At 54.9% G+C, this 19,646-nt stretch carries 20 protein-coding genes and 1 pseudogene; 11 read left to right on the forward strand and 10 right to left on the reverse strand.

Annotated elements, in window-relative coordinates; all coding sequences use genetic code 11:
• Positions 1–4 precede the first annotated feature (4 nt).
• Positions 5–700, reverse strand: a complete 696-nt coding sequence (tsaB, locus tag ROR01S_RS00760; protein ID WP_004863876.1) for a tRNA (adenosine(37)-N6)-threonylcarbamoyltransferase complex dimerization subunit type 1 TsaB — start codon at positions 698–700, stop codon at positions 5–7.
• Between the two features lie 67 nt (positions 701–767).
• Positions 768–2,678 (reverse strand): DNA repair helicase YoaA, encoded by a 1,911-nt coding sequence (yoaA, locus tag ROR01S_RS00765; protein ID WP_004863879.1) that lies wholly within the window; start codon positions 2,676–2,678, stop codon positions 768–770.
• A 131-nt stretch (positions 2,679–2,809) separates the two neighbouring features.
• On the opposite strand from yoaA, the gene ROR01S_RS00770 reads away from it, so the two are divergent.
• Positions 2,810–3,154, forward strand: a complete 345-nt coding sequence (locus tag ROR01S_RS00770) for a RidA family protein (protein ID WP_004863882.1) — start codon at positions 2,810–2,812, stop codon at positions 3,152–3,154.
• Here ROR01S_RS00770 and ROR01S_RS00775 read toward each other — a convergent pair whose 3' ends face one another.
• Positions 3,155–3,340, reverse strand: a complete 186-nt coding sequence (locus ROR01S_RS00775) for a YoaH family protein (protein WP_004863886.1) — start codon at positions 3,338–3,340, stop codon at positions 3,155–3,157.
• Positions 3,341–3,428: 88 nt separating this feature from the next.
• Here ROR01S_RS00775 and pabB point away from each other — a divergent pair, with 88 nt between their 5' ends.
• The 4 genes and pseudogenes from pabB to pdeD all read left to right on the forward strand — a co-directional run bounded on the left by pabB (position 3,429) and on the right by pdeD (position 8,719).
• Entirely contained in the window at positions 3,429–4,784 is a 1,356-nt protein-coding gene (gene pabB, locus ROR01S_RS00780; RefSeq protein WP_064358995.1) for an aminodeoxychorismate synthase component 1, read from the forward strand.
• A 3-nt stretch (positions 4,785–4,787) separates the two neighbouring features.
• Positions 4,788–5,366, forward strand: coding sequence for a CoA pyrophosphatase (locus tag ROR01S_RS00785; protein WP_004863892.1), 579 nt, complete (start codon positions 4,788–4,790; stop codon positions 5,364–5,366).
• Positions 5,367–5,622: 256 nt separating this feature from the next.
• Positions 5,623–6,987 (forward strand): L-serine ammonia-lyase, encoded by a 1,365-nt coding sequence (gene sdaA, locus ROR01S_RS00790; RefSeq protein ID WP_004863895.1) that lies wholly within the window; start codon positions 5,623–5,625, stop codon positions 6,985–6,987.
• Between the two features lie 122 nt (positions 6,988–7,109).
• Positions 7,110–8,719, forward strand: a pseudogene (pdeD, locus tag ROR01S_RS00795) (cyclic di-3',5'-guanosine monophosphate phosphodiesterase PdeD).
• Positions 8,720–8,732: 13 nt separating this feature from the next.
• Here pdeD and yoaE read toward each other — a convergent pair.
• Entirely contained in the window at positions 8,733–10,292 is a 1,560-nt protein-coding gene (gene yoaE / locus ROR01S_RS00800; protein ID WP_004863902.1) for a CNNM family cation transport protein YoaE, read from the reverse strand.
• Positions 10,293–10,739: 447 nt separating this feature from the next.
• On the opposite strand from yoaE, the gene manX reads away from it, so the two are divergent.
• From manX to mntP, 5 genes are all read left to right on the forward strand, one after another.
• Positions 10,740–11,708, forward strand: coding sequence for a PTS mannose transporter subunit IIAB (manX, locus tag ROR01S_RS00805; RefSeq protein ID WP_004863905.1), 969 nt, complete (start codon positions 10,740–10,742; stop codon positions 11,706–11,708).
• Positions 11,709–11,764: 56 nt separating this feature from the next.
• Complete coding sequence (locus ROR01S_RS00810) at positions 11,765–12,565, forward strand: PTS mannose/fructose/sorbose transporter subunit IIC (protein WP_004863908.1); 801 nt, start codon at positions 11,765–11,767, stop codon at positions 12,563–12,565.
• Positions 12,566–12,577: 12 nt separating this feature from the next.
• Positions 12,578–13,429 (forward strand): PTS mannose transporter subunit IID, encoded by an 852-nt coding sequence (locus ROR01S_RS00815; protein ID WP_004863911.1) that lies wholly within the window; start codon positions 12,578–12,580, stop codon positions 13,427–13,429.
• A gap of 55 nt (positions 13,430–13,484) precedes the next feature.
• Positions 13,485–13,943: a DUF986 family protein gene (locus tag ROR01S_RS00820; protein ID WP_004863915.1), complete on the forward strand. Its 459-nt coding sequence runs from the start codon at positions 13,485–13,487 to the stop codon at positions 13,941–13,943.
• A 416-nt stretch (positions 13,944–14,359) separates the two neighbouring features.
• On the forward strand, positions 14,360–14,926 hold the full coding sequence (mntP, locus tag ROR01S_RS00825; RefSeq protein ID WP_004863916.1) for a manganese efflux pump MntP: 567 nt from the start codon (positions 14,360–14,362) through the stop codon (positions 14,924–14,926).
• A gap of 3 nt (positions 14,927–14,929) precedes the next feature.
• Here mntP and rlmA read toward each other — a convergent pair whose 3' ends face one another.
• From rlmA to mgrB, 6 genes are all read right to left on the reverse strand, one after another.
• On the reverse strand, positions 14,930–15,724 hold the full coding sequence (gene rlmA, locus ROR01S_RS00830) for a 23S rRNA (guanine(745)-N(1))-methyltransferase (RefSeq protein WP_032717106.1): 795 nt from the start codon (positions 15,722–15,724) through the stop codon (positions 14,930–14,932).
• 61 nt (positions 15,725–15,785) lie between these two features.
• Positions 15,786–17,531, reverse strand: coding sequence for a peptidoglycan glycosyltransferase FtsI (ftsI, locus tag ROR01S_RS00835; RefSeq protein WP_064358996.1), 1,746 nt, complete (start codon positions 17,529–17,531; stop codon positions 15,786–15,788).
• A gap of 191 nt (positions 17,532–17,722) precedes the next feature.
• Complete coding sequence (cspE, locus tag ROR01S_RS00840) at positions 17,723–17,932, reverse strand: transcription antiterminator/RNA stability regulator CspE (protein ID WP_001062678.1); 210 nt, start codon at positions 17,930–17,932, stop codon at positions 17,723–17,725.
• Positions 17,933–17,972: 40 nt separating this feature from the next.
• Complete coding sequence (locus ROR01S_RS25630; RefSeq protein ID WP_049267871.1) at positions 17,973–18,089, reverse strand: DUF2627 domain-containing protein; 117 nt, start codon at positions 18,087–18,089, stop codon at positions 17,973–17,975.
• A 636-nt stretch (positions 18,090–18,725) separates the two neighbouring features.
• Positions 18,726–19,010 (reverse strand): YebO family protein, encoded by a 285-nt coding sequence (locus tag ROR01S_RS00845; protein ID WP_004863926.1) that lies wholly within the window; start codon positions 19,008–19,010, stop codon positions 18,726–18,728.
• A 74-nt stretch (positions 19,011–19,084) separates the two neighbouring features.
• Entirely contained in the window at positions 19,085–19,228 is a 144-nt protein-coding gene (gene mgrB, locus ROR01S_RS00850; protein ID WP_015584020.1) for a PhoP/PhoQ regulatory lipoprotein MgrB, read from the reverse strand.
• A gap of 159 nt (positions 19,229–19,387) precedes the next feature.
• On the opposite strand from mgrB, the gene ROR01S_RS00855 reads away from it, so the two are divergent.
• Positions 19,388–19,627: a YobH family protein gene (locus ROR01S_RS00855; protein WP_064358997.1), complete on the forward strand. Its 240-nt coding sequence runs from the start codon at positions 19,388–19,390 to the stop codon at positions 19,625–19,627.
• The last annotated feature ends 19 nt before the right edge of the window (positions 19,628–19,646 follow it).

The following is a 19,646-nucleotide window of genomic DNA, read 5'->3' on the forward strand; positions in this document are numbered from 1 at the left end:
AGATTCATCCTCGGCCAGGAAGTTTCTTCCACGCCACGTCGTTACGCAAATAAACCGGTTCGGCTTTGTCTACAGCAACGGTTTTCCCGGCAGCGAGCAGGTAGCAGGCCAGCGGCAGCATATCTTCCGCCGCCGGTAGCGTCATATCACCGTCGGTTAAGACCAGCGAAGTCTCCTTCGCCAGATCGGGCCAGGCCTGCCAGCCGGTCCCTACCGTCGCCCAGCTACCGTCCAGCTGTTGCAGACGTTCGCGAACGGCATCAGGTTTCAGCACCGCTTCGCTCTCTTCGCCGTGCCAGACGCCCTGCTCATCGCGCTGATATTCGGCCCAGTACACTTCACCCATTCGGGCATCGATGGCCGCCAGAACGCGGGTGGCCCCGGTTTTACGCCATGCGCCCTGCGCCATGGTCGCCAGGGTCGATACGCCAATCATCGGCAGTTCAGCCCCCAGCGCCAGCCCCTGAGCAATGCCTATACCAATGCGCACGCCGGTAAAGCTGCCTGGCCCGCGGCCAAAGGCCAGAGCGTCCAGCTCGGTCAGTGAGACATTGCTTTCATTCAGGACATCCTGCACCAGCGGCAGAATACGTTGGGTATGTTCACGGGGACAAATTTCGAAATGAGCACAAAGGGTGCCATCATTCCACAGCGCCGCGGAGCAGGCCTCCGTGGCGGTATCGATAGCCAAAATTCGCATGAGTTGTCGCGCTCTCGCTCTAGCAGATTGACAAAATGGCGCGCAGCTTACCACATTTTGCGACAGATTACCTCGCCGGCGGCACGGCGAGGAAACGCACCGCCCGGCGGATATCGCGGGTTCGCGGCGCTGGCGGCAGGCTGGCGAGGAAGACGGCGCCATAGGGGCGCATCACCAGCCGGTTGTCGCAAATGACCAGCACCCCGCGATCGTCGATATCGCGGATCAGACGCCCGACCCCTTGTTTCAGCGTAATGACCGCATCCGGCAGCTGGACTTCGTCAAACGGATCGCCGCCGCGCAGGCGACAGTCTTCCATTCGCGCTTTCAGCAGCGGATCGTCCGGTGAGGTAAACGGCAGCTTATCGATAATCACCAGCGATAGCGCATCGCCGCGCACATCCACCCCTTCCCAAAAGCTGCTGGTCGCCACCAGCAGAGCGTTGCCGGCGCTGACAAACTGCTGCAACAGCTGCCCTTTACTGGTTTCCCCCTGTAACAAAACCGGTAAAGTCATGGTGGCGCGGAACTGCTCCGCCAGATCGCGCATCATCGCGTGCGAGGTGCACAGCATAAAGCAGCGGCCGTCGTTAGCTTCAATCAACGGCTTGAGCATCGCGGCGAGATGTCGCGCGGCACCGGGCTGATTTGGCAGAGGAAGGTTGCGCGGCACGCAGAGCAGCGTCTGATGCGCGTAATCAAACGGGCTGGGCAGCAGCAGCGATTCCGCCTCTTCGATGCCAAGCCGCGCGGTGAAATGACGAAGATCGTCATTAACCGACAGCGTCGCGGAGGTAAAAATCCAGCTCCCCGCTTTCTGCGCCATCACCTCTTTAAATTTTTCGGCCACGGTCAACGGCGTCAACGCCAGGGTAAAGTGGCGGGAAGTACATTCGTACCAGTAGCTGAAGCCCGGCTGGTTGATCTCTTTCAGTCGCTTGAGCCGCGCACGATAGATCGTCGCGCGTTCAAAGGCGGCATCCAGCAGCGCCGAACGACCCAGAGACAGTTTTGCCACGTCATAGCACAGCTCCAGTGCGTCATCGAGCAGCAGCAGCGCCCGCTGAATGTTGCTGTCCGCCAGCAGGTCGCGCAAATTGCCGCGATAGCCGGGCTCGCCGAGCTGCAGGCGGAAATCCTGCGCGCTCTGGGCCAGCCGGTCGGCGCACTTTTGCAGCTGCTGGGTATCTTTCAGCTCGGTGCGGTAGGCAATGGTGATATCTTTCGCCAGATCCAGCAGCTGACGACTGGAGAGCGACTGGCCAAAATACTGGCTGGCGATATCCGGAAGCTGATGAGCTTCATCGAAGATCATCACCTCCGCTTCGGGGATGAGCTCGGCGAAACCGCTCTCCTTCACCACCATATCGGCAAGGAAAAGGTGGTGGTTAACCACCACCACATCGGCATCCATCGCCTTTTTACGCGCTTTAACGACGAAGCAATCTTTGTACAGCGGGCAGTCGCTGCCGAGACAGTTGTCATTGGTACTGGTCACCAGCGGCCAGGCCTGAGAGTCTTCGGCGACGCTGACGCAGGTGCTGATATCGCCATCAATGGTTTGATTAGACCAGGATCGCAGCAAAATGACGTCGCTCAGGGTTTGCACCGGCAGATCGCCGCCGGCCAGAGTCTGCTGCTCAAGACGCTCAAGGCACAGGTAATTTGACCGCCCCTTCAGCAGCGCCAGCCTGCCGGTGAAGTTCAACGCTTTTGCCACCGTTGGCAGGTCGCGACTGTAGAGCTGATCCTGCAGCGCTTTCGAACCGGTGGAGATGATCACCTTTTTGTTGGCCCGCAGTGCCGGCGCCAGATAGGCATAGGTCTTCCCGGTCCCGGTCCCGGCTTCAACCACCAGCGGCCGCGCCTCTTTTATGGCGTGGGCCACCGCCACCGCCATCTGGCGCTGCGGTTCGCGCGGTTTAAATCCCGGAATGGCGCTGGCCAGCTGGCCGTCTGCTGCAAAATCGTCGATCACATTGCCCCCTGGTTATTTGGACAGTGATTATGTCAGGGAGGGCGTCGTTTCACCAGCCCGGGTAGTGACGTGGGCAGAACATTATGGCAGTCTTGCCGCTGTCTGATGGAATAAAACCGAAGGAAATGAAAATGACAATTACGCGTATCGATGCGGAAGCCCGCTGGTCTGATGTCGTCATCCACAACCAGACCCTTTACTACACCGGCGTACCGGCCAACCTTGACGCGGACGCCTGTGAGCAAACCGCGAACACCCTGGCGCAGATTGACGCGGTGCTGGAAAAACAGGGCAGCAACAAGTCACGTATTCTTGATGCCACCATTTTCCTGGCGGACAAAAGCGATTTTGCCGCCATGAATAAAGCCTGGGACGCCTGGGTGGTTGCCGGTCACGCCCCGGTACGCTGCACCGTTCAGGCCGCGTTAATGAAGCCTGAATACAAAGTCGAAATTAAAATTATCGCCGCGGTGTAATTACTCGTCTTCGTCTTCATCTTCAAAGCGCGCTACGATCCGGTCGCCGGTATGCGTGGCGCGCAGTTCGCTCGCCACCAGCGCAATGGCTTCACCGCTACTCATCCCGTTAGCCATCAGCTCCTGAATACGTTCTACCGCTTTTTGCTGCTGCTCGTGGCTCAGCGAAGGTAAACCTGCAAACATGACTCACTCCTGCTACATTGTGTGGCGTAATTATTTCATGCCGCCCGCCTGATTTTCCAGAGGACGGTGACGATTAGGATCGAGGAAGATGTTGTCCCCCGCTATTATTACCCTGCCATGGCACCCGGATGCTGCCGAGCGTTACTTTACTCCTTTAAGCACAACCCCGTGGGCGATGCTGCTGCATTCTGGTTTTGCTGACCATCCGCATAACCGTTTTGACATTATCGTCGCCGATCCGCTCACGACGCTGCTGACCCGCGGTGAAATAACCGCGGTGGATGACGGTCAGACGCGGAGCAGCTCAACGGCCGATCCCCTGACGCTGCTGCAGACGCAGCTGGATCGCTGCGGATTAAAGCCACAGGCGCATCCTCATCTGCCGTTCCTCGGCGGCGCGCTGGGGTTATTCGGCTATGATTTAGGACGCCGTTTTGAATCTCTGCCCGCGCACGCCGTCGCGGATATCGCGCTGCCGGATATGGCCGTCGGTATTTATGACTGGGCGCTGATTGTCGATCACCAGCGCCGCGAAGTGTCGCTGCTCAGCTATGGCGATCCGCACGCCCGCCTGCGTTGGCTGGAGGCGCAGTCCGCCGCGCCAACGACCCCGTTTGCGCTGACGTCCGCCTGGCGCTCCAATATGAGCCGCGAACAGTACGGAGAAAAATTTCGTCAGATTCAGACCTGGCTGCACAGCGGCGACTGCTATCAGGTCAACCTGGCTCAGCGCTTTCAGGCCAGCTATCGCGGCGATGAGTGGCAGGCATTTTGCCAGTTGAACCGCGTCAATCGCGCGCCGTTCAGCGCCTTTATTCGTCTGCAGGACGGCGCCGTACTCAGCCTTTCGCCGGAACGCTTTATCCAGCTTCGCCAGGGCGAAATTCAGACCCGCCCGATTAAGGGTACGCTGCCGCGTCTGGCCGATCCGCAGCAGGACGCCCGTCAGGCGGAGAAGCTGGCCAGCTCGCCTAAAGATCGGGCGGAGAATTTGATGATTGTCGATCTGATGCGTAATGACATCGGTCGGGTTGCCGAAGCCGGTAGCGTACGGGTTCCGGAGCTGTTTGTGGTTGAGCCGTTCCCGGCGGTGCACCACCTGGTGAGCACCATTACCGCCCGGTTGCCGGCTCATCTGCATGCCAGCGACCTGCTGCGTGCGGCCTTCCCCGGCGGGTCGATTACCGGCGCGCCCAAAGTGCGGGCGATGCAGATCATCGATGAGCTCGAACCGCAGCGCCGCAATGCGTGGTGCGGCAGTATCGGCTATCTGAGCCTGTGTGGCAATATGGATACCAGTATTACTATTCGTACGCTGACGGCCTGGCACGGTCAACTGTACTGTTCCGCCGGCGGCGGCATCGTGGCGGACAGCGAAGAAGCGGCCGAATATCAGGAAACGTTTGATAAAGTTAATCGTATTTTGCAACAACTGGAGAGCTAGAACATGGCGGATGGCGCCCTTGAGCTGGACGACTTTCTTTCGCGTTTTCAATTACTGCGCCCGCAGCCCTCGCGCAATGCGCTGAATCAGCGCCAGGCTGCGGTGCTGGTGCCTATCGTTCGTCGTCCGCAGCCGGGACTGCTGTTAACCCAACGCTCGCCGCGGCTACGTAAACACGCCGGTCAGGTTGCCTTCCCCGGCGGCGCCGTGGATGCCACCGATGCCACGCTGATTGCCGCCGCGCTGCGCGAAGCGCAGGAAGAGGTCGCCATTCCCCCCGGGTCGGTCGAGATTATCGGCGTGCTGCCGCCGGTAGACAGCGTGACCGGTTTCCAGGTCACGCCGGTGGTCGGCATCATTCCGCCGAATCTCCACTATCACGCCAGTCAGGATGAGGTCGCTGCGGTGTTCGAGATGCCGCTCGCTGAAGCGCTGCGTCTGGGACGCTACCACCCGCTGGATATTCACCGCCGCGGTAACTCGCATCGCGTCTGGCTGTCGTGGTATCAGCACTATTTCGTCTGGGGAATGACCGCCGGTATTATTCGCGAACTGGCGCTGCAAATCGGGACTAAACCTTAGTTTTCTTCATCATGCCTGACGCGGCTGAAATTCCGGCCGCCTCCCTCGCTTCGGACCCGTCGCGATCCCCGTCGTCGGGGTATCTGTTTCGGGTATATACTCAAAATGAGAATGCGCTCTCACCATTAGTAAATTCACCGTTATCCATTAGTTTAATTCATGTGAATAGTTAAGCTGATGGTTCGGTTCCCTCTTACACTATGCGCAGTTATCACATCGTTACCGCCGCTGCGGTAACCCTGTCAGGAGTATTATCGTGATTAGTATATTCGACATGTTCAAGGTGGGGATTGGTCCCTCATCTTCCCATACTGTAGGCCCGATGAAGGCCGGTAAACAGTTCGTCGATGACCTGGTCGAAAAGGGATTGCTTAATGAAGTGACCCGCGTGGCAGTCGATGTCTACGGCTCACTTTCATTAACCGGCAAAGGCCACCATACGGATATCGCCATCATTATGGGACTGGCGGGTAATCAGCCCGATACGGTCGATATTGACGCGATACCGGCATTTATCCGCGACGTTGAAACCCGCGGACGTCTGCTGCTGGCACAAGGGCAGCATGAAGTTGACTTCCCGGCGGATGACGGCATGCGCTTTCGTAGCGACAACCTGCCGCTGCACGAGAACGGCATGACGATTCATGCCTGGGCGGGCGACAAAGAGATCTACAGCAAAACGTACTACTCTATTGGCGGCGGTTTTATCGTCGACGAAGAGCACTTCGGTAAAGAAAGTGCCAACGAACTGTGCGTGCCTTACCCGTACAAATCGGCGCAGGAGATGCTGGCCTATTGCAAAGAGACCGGGCTGTCGCTCTCCGGCATGGTGATGCAAAACGAGCTGGCTCTCCACAGCAAAAAAGAGATTGAAGACTATTTTGCTCACGTCTGGCAGACCATGCGCGCCTGTATCGATCGCGGGATGAATACCGAAGGCGTGCTGCCTGGCCCGCTGCGAGTTCCTCGTCGCGCCTCTGCGTTGCGTCGTCTGCTGGTAGCCAGCGATAAGCTGTCAAACGACCCGATGAACGTCGTTGACTGGGTGAATATGTTCGCCCTGGCCGTAAACGAAGAGAACGCTGCCGGCGGACGCGTGGTGACGGCCCCCACAAACGGCGCCTGCGGAATCGTACCGGCGGTACTCGCCTACTACGATCATTTTATCGAATCGGTCAGCCCGGATATTTATATTCGCTACTTTATGGCCTCCGGCGCCGTTGGCACCCTGTACAAGATGAACGCCTCTATTTCTGGCGCGGAAGTCGGCTGTCAGGGTGAAGTTGGCGTGGCCTGCTCCATGGCGGCAGCCGGTCTTGCCGAACTTCTTGGCGCCAGCCCGGAACAGGTTTGTGTCGCGGCAGAAATCGGGATGGAGCATAACCTGGGCCTCACCTGCGACCCGGTTGCCGGCCAGGTACAGGTTCCGTGCATCGAACGTAACGCGATTGCATCCGTGAAGGCGATCAACGCCGCGCGTATGGCCATGCGTCGCACCAGCGAACCGCGCGTCTCTCTCGATAAAGTTATTGAGACCATGTATGAGACCGGTAAAGACATGAACGCCAAGTATCGCGAAACCTCTCGCGGTGGTCTGGCAATCAAAGTTCAGTGTGACTAAACTCTCCCCATCAAATGCGCCCTTCCGGGCGCATTTTTCTCGGTTATTTATTTACACCCACTACACTTGCTGAATGGCGGTTGTTATTCTACTCCACACAAAGAGTCGACAGGGTGTCGCGCATGCAAAATGCACAAAAGGTCATTTCGACATACCGTCGTAAGCGGATTGTCATTTGTTTGATTGTTGCGCTCCTGACGTTGACGACCACGTTGGCGATCCGATTTATTTCGCAGCGTAGTTTAAATCAGCAGCGTGTCCAGATGACCACCAATAAAATGGTGGTGGCGATGGATAAAATTTTACGCCCGTTATCGGAACAACACCTTTCGCTGCTTCAGCTGGTGGGGAAACCCTGCGAGGATGTGCGTCTGCCGCTGCGCAAACTGGCGGCCTCGCTACAGACCGTGCGTTCGATCGTGCTGGTTAAGTCGAATATTCTCTACTGCTCCAGCATCTTTGGCGATCGCAACGTCTCTATTCATCAGCTGCAACCCGACCTGCCAGTCCAGCGGGAGCTGCTGGCTTTTTCAACCGATAACACGCTGCTGGTCGGCTCGCCCATCTTAATTCAATGGTATCCCTCGGCGTTCAATAGCGCCGACGGCGTGATGATGATCATCAATATTGAGCTGCTGGGAGAGTTAATTCTCAACGCAAAATCATCGTTGATTACCGGTATTGGACTGAGCGTCGGCCCCCGCAACTTTATCAGCGGGACCGGGGTGGTTGCTCATCCGGTGCTTCCCGGCGAGTCTGTGATATACCGTCAACATTCGACCCAGTTCCCGTTTGCCATCAACGTCAGCGGTCCCGGCGCTTCCGCTATCGCCCTCCACGAACTGCCGGGCGAACTGCCGCTGGCGCTGATCCTGAGTCTACTGATGACCGGAATAGCCTGGCTGGCTACCGCAGGCAGGATGAGTTTTTCCCGGGAAATCAGCCTCGGCATCGCCGCCCGCGAATTCAAGCTGTGGTGCCAACCGTTGAAGGATCTGCATTCGGGAAAATGTACCGGCGTCGAGTTTTACTCCGCTGGAACAATCCGCGACGGGGAAACATATCGCCGGATGTGTTCATTCCTATCGCCGAAGGCTACAACCTGATCATTCCCCTCACCCGCTATGTCATTGCGGAAACCGCACGCCAGCTTTCGCTATTCCCCCACGATAAACATTTTCACATTTCGATTAATGTCGCCGCTCGCCATTTTGCCGAGGGTGAACTGCTGCGCGATCTGCATAAACTCTGGTTCAGCGCCTACCCGGTGCAGCAGCTGGTGGTTGAACTCACCGAGCGGGACGTGCTTCAGGACGGCGATCACCACATGGCGGAACATCTGCATTTCAGAGGCGTGCACCTGGCTATCGATGACTTTGGCACCGGCAACAGCTCGCTCTCCTGGCTGGAAAAACTGCGGCCTGACGTGCTGAAAATTGATAAATCCTTTACCAGCGCTATCGGTATCGACAGCGTGAATGCGACGGTAACGGATATCATTATTGCGCTGGCGCACCGGCTGAATATTGTGACGGTGGCAGAAGGTGTGGAGACCCAGCAGCAGGACGAATATTTGCGGCGCCACGGCGTTGATATTCTGCAGGGATTTTACTATGCCAGGCCGATGCCGGTTGAAGACTTTCCGCAGTGGCTGGCGGCCCGACGTCAGGTCGAGGCGATGGCAGATAATAAAACCGGCCGGCCTCCAGCGGAGACCGGCCGATCAGTTTGACGACACCGGAGGATTATTCTTCTTCCTGGCTGTCATGCACCGTTTTGACTACGCGCACCAGATCGACACGATAGTCGTTCGCTTCGAGGACGGTAAACTGCAGCGGCGCCCGCTCAACAATATCGCCGGTACGCGGTATATGGCCGTTCACGGCAATGACCAGTCCGGCTACCGTCGCAATATCCTCATCTTCATCGACGATGTCATCGAGCCCGACCGCCTGCTGTAAGGCATGCAGATCGGTTGATCCTTTAATCAGCCAACCGTCGCCATCCGCGACGATTTCCGGCGTCTCATCGGCATCAGGGAACTCCCCGGCGATGGCTTCAAGGACATCCAGAGGCGTCACCAGCCCCTGCACCACGCCAAACTCGTTGGTCACGATGACGAAGCTTCCGCGAGCGCGACGCAGCACCCCCAGCAGATTGATAGGATCCAGCGTTTCCGGGACCACAATCGCCGGCGAAGCCGAGGCTAATGCGGCGACGTTCTCACCGGCCTCCAGCGCCACCAGCATCTCTTTGGCCCGTACGATACCAATGATTTCATCCAGTTCGCCCCGGCATACCGGGAACAGACTGTGCGGCGAAGAGAGCAGCTGACGGCGAATTTCTTCTTCGCTTTGTTCCGCATTCACCCAGCTGATTTCACCGCGCGGCGTCATGATGCTGCGCAATGAACGCTGTGCCAGGGTCAGGACGCCGTTAATCATATAACGCTCTTCTTCCGCAAACGCCCCTTCCGGCACCGGAACCGGCGCCGGGCTCTCGCCATCGTGGCTCACGGCGTGCTGTTTGCGCCCGCCCATCATACGCAGGATAGCGTCAGCCGTGCGTGCGCGTAACGGCAGCGTCGACTGGTGACGAATAAAGTTGCGTCGTGCCACCTGGTTGAAGAACTCAATGGTGATCGAGAAGCCGATAGCGGCGTACAGGTACCCTTTCGGAATATGGAAACCGAAGCCTTCAGCCACCAGGCTCAGGCCGATCATCAGCAGGAAGCTCAGACAGAGCACCACGACCGTCGGATGCTGGTTCACGAAACGGGTCAGCGGCTTAGAGGCCAGCAGCATCACCATCATCGCAATGACCACCGCGGCCATCATCACCGGCAGATGGTTGACCATCCCGACGGCGGTAATGACTGCATCCAGCGAGAAGACCGCATCCAGCACGACGATTTGTAACACCACCACCCAGAAACTGGCATAACCTTTACCATGACCGGCATCGTGCTGGCGGTTCTCCAGCCGTTCATGCAGTTCCGTCGTCGCTTTAAACAGCAGGAATATCCCCCCGAGCAGCATGATGAGATCGCGCCCGGAAAAAGAGAAATCCGCAATGCTGAACAGCGGTTTGGTTAAGGTCACCATCCACGAGATGACTGACAGCAGCCCCAGACGCATAAACAGCGCCAGCGACAGACCGATCAGCCGCGCTTTGTCACGCTGTTTCGGCGGCAGTTTATCCGCGAGGATAGCGATAAAGACCAGGTTGTCGATACCGAGGACGATTTCAAGGACGACCAGCGTCAATAAACCGACCCAGATAGAGGGATCCATTAAGAATTCCATGAGTTGCTCCAGTTCACGACAGACGGAGTCATCGCGATGTCACGCACGGCAGAGACAATCGTTGCTGGTAAAAAAGCGTAGCAGGTAGCGGTGGCAGAAAAATGCCAGAAGGTGAAAAGACGTCGATGAGGGTCCATACAGCGGGCTATGCCCTATACTCCTGAGTAATTAAACGGAAGCTAAACATAGCAAAAAATGGAGGAAGATTGGAAAAAATTTTACCAGTCTTTGCAATAGGTAAGCCTATTTTTTGCGCTGCGAAATTATTAATCGCAGATGCGTGATTAACGGATCTTCATCACATTAATTATTTTTTCACTATCTAAAATAATTCGCGGTAGTAATTATTTTAGATCTTACACCCTCACTGAATCGATTTTGTTCGCAAGAGTGATTCAGGATGTATCACCACAGATGATGCATTCACGATAATAAAGGAGGTAGCAAGTGACGATTGCTATTGTAATAGGCACACATGGTTGGGCTGCAGAACAACTGCTGAAAACCGCAGAAATGCTGTTGGGCGAGCAGGAAAACGTTGGCTGGATCGATTTCGTTCCCGGTGAAAATGCCGAAACGTTAATTGAGAAATACAACGCACAGCTGGCAAAGCTGGACACAACTAAGGGCGTGTTATTTCTCGTCGATACGTGGGGAGGTAGTCCATTTAATGCCGCCAGCCGCATTGTCGTCGATAAAGAACATTACGAAGTGATTGCTGGCGTCAACATTCCGATGCTGGTCGAAACGCTGATGGCGCGCGACGACGATCCGTCGTTCGACGAGCTGGTGGCTCTGGCGGTAGAAACCGGTCGCGAAGGCGTGAAGGCGCTGAAAGCGAAAGCGGTGGAAAAAGTCGCTCCGGCGCCGGTTAAGGCAGCAGCCAAAGCGGCAGCCCCGGCAAAACCAATGGGTCCGAACGACTACATGGTCATCGGCCTGGCGCGTATTGATGACCGTCTCATTCATGGTCAGGTGGCCACCCGCTGGACCAAAGAAACCAACGTTACCCGTATTATTGTCGTGAGTGATGAAGTGGCGGCGGATACCGTGCGCAAAACGTTACTGACTCAGGTTGCTCCTCCGGGCGTGACGGCCCACGTTGTCGACGTTGCGAAGATGATTCGCGTCTACAACAACCCGAAATACGCAGGCGATCGCGTCATGCTGCTGTTTACCAACCCTACCGACGTCGAACGTGTCGTTGAAGGCGGCGTGAAAATCACCACCGTCAATATTGGTGGTATGGCTTTCCGTCAGGGTAAAACGCAGGTGAACAACGCCGTTTCGGTCGATGAAAAAGATATTGAAGCATTTAAAAAGCTAAATGCCCGCGGTATCGAGCTGGAAGTCCGCAAAGTTTCCACCGACCAGAAACTGAAAATGATGGACCTGATTGGCAAGGTAACGAAATAACCTTGCGGGTCGCGCCCCAGTTTTCAACTTAAGACTTAATCAACAGGAGAAGTACAATGGAGATTACCCTTCTTCAGATTGTGCTGGTGTTCATCGTCGCGTGTATTGCGGGTATGGAGTCGGTACTTGATGAATTTCAGTTCCACCGTCCTCTGGTCGCGTGTACGTTGATCGGTGCCGTTCTCGGCGATATGAAAACCGGTATCATCATCGGTGGTACCCTGGAAATGATCGCCCTGGGCTGGATGAACATCGGTGCGGCGGTTGCGCCGGATGCCGCGCTGGCATCCATCATTTCTACCGTTCTGGTTATTGCCGGTCATCAGGGTATCGGCGCCGGTATCGCACTGGCTATCCCGCTGGCAGCAGCAGGCCAGGTTCTGACCATCATCGTGCGTACCATTACCGTAGCCTTCCAGCATGCGGCGGATAAAGCGGCGGAAAATGGCAACCTGACGGCGATTTCGTGGCTCCACGTCTCTTCGTTGTTCCTGCAGGCTATGCGTATCGCTATCCCGGCGGTCATCGTGGCTATCTCCGTCGGAACCAGCGAAGTTCAGGGCATGCTGAATGCGATTCCTGAAGTGGTCACCAGCGGTCTGAACATCGCCGGCGGCATGATCGTGGTCGTTGGTTACGCGATGGTCATCAACATGATGCGCGCAGGCTACCTGATGCCGTTCTTCTACCTTGGCTTCGTCACCGCTGCGTTCACTAACTTCAACCTGGTTGCGCTGGGGGTGATTGGCGCGGTAATGGCTATCCTCTACATCCAGCTGAGCCCGAAATACAACCGCGTAGCGGGTGCGCCAGCGCAGGCTGCTGGTAATAACGATCTCGATAACGAACTGGACTAACAGGTGAGCGAAATGGTTGATATGACTAAAAATACCACCGAGAAAAAACTCACTCCGAGTGACATTCGTGGCGTGTTCATTCGTTCTAACCTGTTCCAGGGGTCATGGAACTTCGAACGTATGCAGGCGCTGGGCTTCTGCTTCTCTATGGTACCGGCTATTCGTCGCCTGTATCCGGAGAACAACGATGCGCGTAAGCAGGCAATTAAGCGTCACCTGGAGTTCTTTAACACTCACCCGTACGTCGCAGCGCCCGTTCTGGGCGTAACGCTGGCGATGGAAGAGCAGCGTGCAAACGGTGCCGAGATCGATGATGGTGCCATCAACGGTATCAAAGTCGGTCTGATGGGGCCGCTGGCTGGCGTCGGCGACCCGATCTTCTGGGGTACCGTGCGTCCGGTATTTGCGGCATTGGGCGCCGGTATCGCGATGAGCGGCAGCCTGTTAGGCCCGCTGTTGTTCTTTATTCTGTTCAACGCCGTCCGTCTGCTGACCCGTTACTACGGCGTGGCATACGGTTACAGCAAAGGTGTCGATATCGTTAAGGATATGGGCGGCGGCTTCCTGCAGAAACTGACCGAGGGGGCGTCAATTCTCGGCCTGTTTGTCATGGGGGCGTTGGTTAACAAGTGGACGCATGTGAACATTCCGCTGGTGGTGTCAAAAATCACCGGTTCAGATGGTCAGGTTCACGTAACGACCGTACAGACTATCCTTGACCAGCTGATGCCGGGCCTGGTGCCTCTGCTGCTGACTTTCGCCTGTATGTGGCTGCTGCGTAAGAAAGTTAACGCCCTGTGGATTATCGTCGGCTTCTTCGTCATCGGTATCGTCGGCTACGCTATCGGCCTGCTGGGCCTGTAATAATCCTGTTGTCCGCCGGGGGCTTGCCCCCGGCTTTTTTTTCACTGGAGGATAGATGACAATCACGGATCTGGTGCTGATTCTGTTTATTGTTGTTCTGCTGGCGTTTGCCATTTATGACCAGTTTATTATGCCCCGTCGCAACGGCCCGTTACTCCTGGCCATCCCCCTGCTCCGCCGCAGTCGCGTTGACGGGATCATCTTCGTCGGCCTGATCGCCATTCTGATTTATAACAATATCATCAGTCACGGTGCGCTAATCACCACATGGTTATTATCTGCGCTGGCGTTAATGGGGTTGTTTCTGTTCTGGATCCGGACGCCGAAAATCATCTTCAAACCAACTGGTTTTTTCTTCGCCAATATCTGGATTGAATATAAGCGAATTAAAGCGATGAATTTATCGGAAGATGGCGTACTGGTGATGCAATTAGAACAGCGGCGCCTGCTTATTCGTGTACGAAACATCGACGATCTGGAAAAGATATACAAACTTCTCGTTTCAACTCAGTAAGTTACTAATATAGCCAACGCTATATTTCAGCGATTTCTGGCAGATGGATATATAGCCATGGCTATATTCCGTCTGCGCACTTTACTTATATTTATTAACGAATTATTTACCCATAAATTCAAATGAAAATCGTTATCATTTGGTTATCGAAATAAATAAATCCTGTTATTGTTTTATATTCTAAAAATATGTTAAGGTTGCGCCCGTCGTTGGGGAGTAGCCGGTTTCCTGCCTGCCAGGAAATGTGCGTGTCAACATACTCGTTGCAAAACGTGGCACGTACGGGTTGAAGAAGGTGTTCAATCAGGCGAGACCATAGACACATCACCGCTGTACGCATACCTGAATCGCGGGCTGCGTATATCTACTGGGGGCTGTGATGTGTCATATGGATTTTCCCCGGTCAGGACGCAATCATGAACATCTCCGCTACGATTCTTCTTGCCTTTGGCATGTCCATGGACGCCTTCGCGGCCTCTATCGGTAAAGGCGCCACCTTACACAAACCTAAGTTCTCCGAAGCGCTGCGCACCGGGTTAATTTTCGGCGCCATCGAAACACTCACCCCGCTTGTCGGCTGGGGGATGGGGATGCTCGCCAGCCAGTTCGTGCTGGAGTGGAATCACTGGATCGCGTTCGTGCTGCTGGTCTTTCTCGGCGGACGTATGGTCATCGAAGGTTTTCGTACAACCGAAGATGAGGCGTGTGAAGCGCCTCGTCGCCATGGTTTCTGGCTGCTGGTCACCACCGCCTTCGCCACCAGTCTCGATGCGATGGCCGTCGGCGTCGGCCTGGCATTCCTGCAGGTAAATATTATCGCCACCGCGCTGGCTATCGGCTGCGCAACGCTGGTGATGTCGACGCTGGGGATAATGGTCGGACGGTTTATCGGCCCGCTGCTGGGCAAACGAGCCGAAATTCTTGGTGGTATTGTCCTGATGGGTATCGGCGCCCAGATTCTCTGGAGCCATTTCGCCGGTTAGTTCTCAGGCCTCACGCTGCCAGCAGTGAATCATAAAATCGGTCTGGCAGCGGAAAGTCGCCTGCGCGCGCAGCGTTTCACGCACCGCTGGCTTCGCCCGCCACGCGAATGGCGTCATCTGCAGCAGCGCTTCAGCCTCGGCCCCGGTCAGCTGCATCGGATAGGCCAGCTGCTGCTGCTGGCTTAATGTAAAACCGGCCATCTGTTCATGATTTTGCTCATGCAGACGCACCTCATCGTAAATCAACCCTTTCAGCTCCAGCAAATGACGCGGCCCCGGCGTGGCGGTAATGACCCAGCCGCCGGGTCTGACCACCCGCGCCAGCTCCTGCGCATTACAAGGGGCATAAATTCGCACCACCGCATCCAGGCTGGCGTCGTCGAACGGCAGACGCTGGCTCGATGCGACGCAAAAGTTAACCTGCGGATAGCGTCTGGCCGCCGCGCGAATGGCCGACTTTGAGACGTCCAGCCCCCAACAATGAGCGGCGATGGCGGCAAACGCATGGGTGTAATACCCTTCCCCGCAGCCGATATCAAGCAGGCGCTCAGGGGCAGCGACGGACAGAAAGTCGCTAATGGCATCACGCAGAGGTTGATAGTGGCCCGCGTCGAGAAACGCCCGCCGCGCCTGCATCATCTCCGCGCTATCGCCCGGATCGCGAGACCGCTTAAACTGCACCGGCAGTAAATTGACATACCCCTCTTTCGCCAGATCGAACTGGTGCCGCTGCGGGCAGATATAGCTATTATCGCGGCGGGAAAGCGGCGCGTGGCAAAGTGGGCAACTGTATGACATGACAACTCCGGTGTCGCTGAAAGGGCGAAAGTGTAGCGCTATTCGCCCTTTCAGACCACTGTTACAACGCCGGCGGAACGGCATCCCCGCTATGCATCACAATCAGATTTTCCGAACCTTGTGGCATACCGTCCGGCATCACATTTTCCAGCCGCAGCACATCTCCCATGATCTGGCTAAAGACCGGTGCAGAAACCGCCCCACCATAATAGGCACCATTGCTGGGATCGTTAATCACCACCACCAGCGCAAACTGCGGACGACTGGCGGGCGCCACGCCTGCGGTATACGCCACATATTTATCGATATATTTACCGTCAGGACCGATTTTTTTCGCGGTCCCGGTTTTCACCGCAATGCGATAATCGCGCACCGCCGCTTTGGTTCCGCCGCCGCCCGGCAACGCCACGCTCTCCATCATATGCTCCACTTCATGCACTATCGGTTCTGGCATAACCCGCGTGCCGATAACCGGCGGGTCGATACGGGTAATCGAGAGCGGTCGTTCGATACCGAAACCGCCGATAGTGGCATAAACGTGCGCCAGCTGCAGCGGAGTCACCATCAGACCATATCCGAAGGCAAAGGTCGCGCGGTCCAGCTGGCCCCAATAGCGCCGTTGCGGCATCAGTCCGGCGCTTTCACCGGTCAGCCCCAGCCCGGTCGGGTCGCCAAAACCGAACGCTTTATAGGTATCGATCAGGTGTTGAACCGGCATGGCCAGCGACAGATGCGAAACGCCGGTATCGCTGGATTTTTGCAAAATACCGGTCAATGACAGTTCGGGATAATAGCCAACGTCACGAATGCGGTGACCATCAAGCACAAAGGGATGGGTATCCACTACGCTGTCCGGCTGCACAATCCCCTGCTGTAACGCCGTCATCACTACCAGCGGTTTTACCGTCGAGCCTGGCTCAAAGGTGTCACTGATGGCGCGGTTGCGAAAATCATCGAGCCTGGCGTTGTCACGATTATTGGGATTGAAGTCCGGATAGCTGGCCATCGCCAGTATCTCGCCGGTATCAATCTTAATCAGTACCGCCGCCCCTGATTCCGCCTTATTCCAGTTCACAGCGTTATCCAGCGCATCTTCAGTCACCGTCTGCAGACGTTCGTCGATACTCAGCTGAATATTATGCGCAGGCACCGCCGGCATCTCGGTGATATTTTCAATCACGTGGCCATGACGATCTTTACGCACCAGCCGGCGCCCCGGCTTTCCGGTAAGCTGGACATTAAAGCTTTTCTCAATCCCCTCAATGCCCTGGTTATCGATATTAGTAAACCCCAACAGGTTAGCCGCCACGTGCCCCGCGGGATAGAAGCGGCGCGACTCATCGCGCAGGTTGATCCCTGGCAGGTGCAGTTTGTCGATCCATTCGGCCTGCTCCGGGTTAACCTGACGGGCCAGATAGATGAACCGCATATGCGGATGGCTCTCAACGCGTTTGGCCAATTCGCTCAGATTGAGGTGCAGCGCCTCCGCCATCGCCTGCCAGCGCGGGCCATAGCCGACGCCGCCCTTTTGCATAATGGTTTGCGGGTCGGCCCAGATAGCGCTCACCGGCACGCTGACCGCCAGCGGGCGGTTCTCGCGGTCGCTGATGGTTCCACGCTGTACATCGATGGGTTCTTCGCGCAACGAACGCATATCTTCTTGTTTCACCAGGTTATCTGGAGAAACGATTTGCAGCCAGGCTACCCGCCCCAACAGTATTCCGAGACACCCGAGAATTGCCACGCACAACAGCCCAAAACGAAGAGGGGTGAAATGAGCAACTGACTTATTTTTGTACTTTAGCACCGTAGCTCCAGCATTATATTACAACCCTCTGATTTAACAGAAAATCGGCACAACAGGATGCGAAACTATGCGAATAAGGATGTTGTTTTGCAACAAAGCGCGACGGAGGGGGAAAAATGGAAATGTTTTGCAATAAAGACTAAAAAGCCCCGCAGAGGCGAGGCTTTTCTTACAAGATGAGTGGTCTTGAATCAGATAGCAGTAACGTTAACTGCTGCCGGACCTTTCTGGCCGTCCTGAATTTCGAACTCAACGTTCTGGCCTTCAGCCAGAGTTTTGAAGCCATTACCCTGGATAGCGGAGAAGTGTACGAACACATCTTTGCTGCCATCAGCCGGAGTAATGAAACCAAAACCTTTAGACTCGTTGAACCACTTAACTTGACCTTTAATCTTTGCCATTTGCAAAATTCCTTAGACTGTTTTCTTCGCCCACAGGCGCTTACATAGATAAAACTGACACATTACTGCATGAGGCACTAATATAAGGTTCGGCAGAGAAGCGGTATTCAACGACAACGTGTTTACTCAGGACTTCTTTACTGAAAATGCCACACATAAACAGAACTGTACCTCGTTTAACCCGAAAGGTGTTATCACATACAACGTAAATAATGGCAAGCCATTTTTAAACGTGTCTCGATCCTTCGCACAAATTATAAGGTAATCATTTGATCGCCTGCACATTTATGCGTCTTTGCCGCCCAGGGTTGCCCTCGCTGCTACCGCAGGATTCGCAATATAGCCAACCCCATGATTGCAACTTTTTTACCATAGCTCAACAACTTCGGTTCGTCCAGGTACCTGGCTATTCAAACACCACATTTTCAGCAAGCACCGTCAGGAGCGGTGCATAATGATGCGTATAAAAGGTCATATCTATAGTTGAAATTTCGCTTAAATTCTGCGGAGGTAAAGATATAAAATCGTCACCCGCTCACGTTATAAATATTATTTATAATACAATTTAAACATGAAGCATTAATGACGATATTTTTTCATCAGACAATTAAAACAGATTGTTATTATTTAATTTGATTAACTAAAAAATCAATGGCGTCAATAGCCAGAATTGGGAGCGGGAACACACTCAGGGCGCGAGGAAGTGTAACAAAACGCTCGGGAAGGATAAGAAAAAGTTATAGCCTCTCCGTGATCCAGGTGCACACCGACGCGGTGCACACCTGTCAGTCAGTTACCGTTCGGCGACGAGACGGATAAAGTCGTCATCGTCTTTCTCTCCCGCCGAAGTCTTAGTAACCTCTTCTTTCTCAGGCTCATTGGCTTCACAGAGACGGCGCAGCAGCGCATTTTGCCGCTTTTGCTGGTCCAGTAACGCCTGCAGCAGTTCAATCTGCTGATTGGTGCGCGAACTTGCGCGATTAACAAAAAACCATAACAACAAACCGACAAGCAGCAGCACAACGGACAGTGCCAGCGATGCCAGATTTAAGATCCCAGGATTCAGTAACTCACTCATTTCACCACCTCAAAGAGAAGGCGTCCATTCTACCACTCGCGCAGCAGAAGGAAATCGGTCGTCATAAAAATGTCTTACCAGGGGATAAACTTGTTGATTGTGCAGATGCCGCTGAAAAACTGTACATCTTGATCGCACATTACGTTAAGCATCTGAGTCCACAGCAACAAACAGCCCGCTATGATGACTATCAGCAAAACCCAGCGTACTTTTTTCACTCCATTCTCCGCATCAGTATCAGATGTTTCCAGGATAACATGAGCATCTTAAACCGTGGCTAACTGTAATACGAAAGACAAGTTTAGGAATCATAGACTTGTTTCAATACGTGTAGCTGTCAAAATAGGCGCAGGGATAATGTAAACCATGAGGCAACAATGCGATTAATCATTCGTTCCATTGTAGTACTGGCTATCGTATGGATTGGGATATTATTGAGCGGCTATGGCATTCTTATTGGCAGCAATGAGAATGCTGCGGGACTGGGGCTTCAGTGTAAATATCTGACCGCTCGCGGCACCAGTACCGCACAATACGTTAATTCTGATAGCGGTATTATCGGTGTTACCGACTGCCCGATTTTACGCAAAAGCGAAACCGTTATCGACAAAGGTTAATGCGTAAAAGCGACAGCGG

It is taken from the genome of Klebsiella ornithinolytica NBRC 105727 = ATCC 31898 (genome assembly GCF_001598295.1).
Lineage (GTDB): Bacteria > Pseudomonadota > Gammaproteobacteria > Enterobacterales > Enterobacteriaceae > Klebsiella > Klebsiella ornithinolytica.

Bases quoted from the DNA above. Each gene is read 5' to 3' on its own strand.
- tsaB (WP_004863876.1), bottom strand. From the start codon at position 700: ATGCGAATTTTGGCTATCGATACCGCCACGGAGGCCTGCTCCGCGGCG.
- ROR01S_RS00770 (WP_004863882.1), top strand. From the start codon at position 2,810: ATGACAATTACGCGTATCGATGCGGAAGCCCGCTGGTCTGATGTCGTC.
- ROR01S_RS00775 (WP_004863886.1), bottom strand. From the start codon at position 3,340: ATGTTTGCAGGTTTACCTTCGCTGAGCCACGAGCAGCAGCAAAAAGCG.
- pabB (WP_064358995.1), top strand. From the start codon at position 3,429: ATGTTGTCCCCCGCTATTATTACCCTGCCATGGCACCCGGATGCTGCC.
- ROR01S_RS00785 (WP_004863892.1), top strand. From the start codon at position 4,788: ATGGCGGATGGCGCCCTTGAGCTGGACGACTTTCTTTCGCGTTTTCAA.
- yoaE (WP_004863902.1), bottom strand. From the start codon at position 10,292: ATGGAATTCTTAATGGATCCCTCTATCTGGGTCGGTTTATTGACGCTG.
- ROR01S_RS00810 (WP_004863908.1), top strand. From the start codon at position 11,765: ATGGAGATTACCCTTCTTCAGATTGTGCTGGTGTTCATCGTCGCGTGT.
- ROR01S_RS00815 (WP_004863911.1), top strand. From the start codon at position 12,578: ATGGTTGATATGACTAAAAATACCACCGAGAAAAAACTCACTCCGAGT.
- ROR01S_RS00820 (WP_004863915.1), top strand. From the start codon at position 13,485: ATGACAATCACGGATCTGGTGCTGATTCTGTTTATTGTTGTTCTGCTG.
- mntP (WP_004863916.1), top strand. From the start codon at position 14,360: ATGAACATCTCCGCTACGATTCTTCTTGCCTTTGGCATGTCCATGGAC.
- rlmA (WP_032717106.1), bottom strand. From the start codon at position 15,724: ATGTCATACAGTTGCCCACTTTGCCACGCGCCGCTTTCCCGCCGCGAT.
- cspE (WP_001062678.1), bottom strand. From the start codon at position 17,932: ATGGCAAAGATTAAAGGTCAAGTTAAGTGGTTCAACGAGTCTAAAGGT.
- ROR01S_RS25630 (WP_049267871.1), bottom strand. From the start codon at position 18,089: ATGTGTGGCATTTTCAGTAAAGAAGTCCTGAGTAAACACGTTGTCGTT.
- ROR01S_RS00845 (WP_004863926.1), bottom strand. From the start codon at position 19,010: ATGAGTGAGTTACTGAATCCTGGGATCTTAAATCTGGCATCGCTGGCA.
- ROR01S_RS00855 (WP_064358997.1), top strand. From the start codon at position 19,388: ATGCGATTAATCATTCGTTCCATTGTAGTACTGGCTATCGTATGGATT.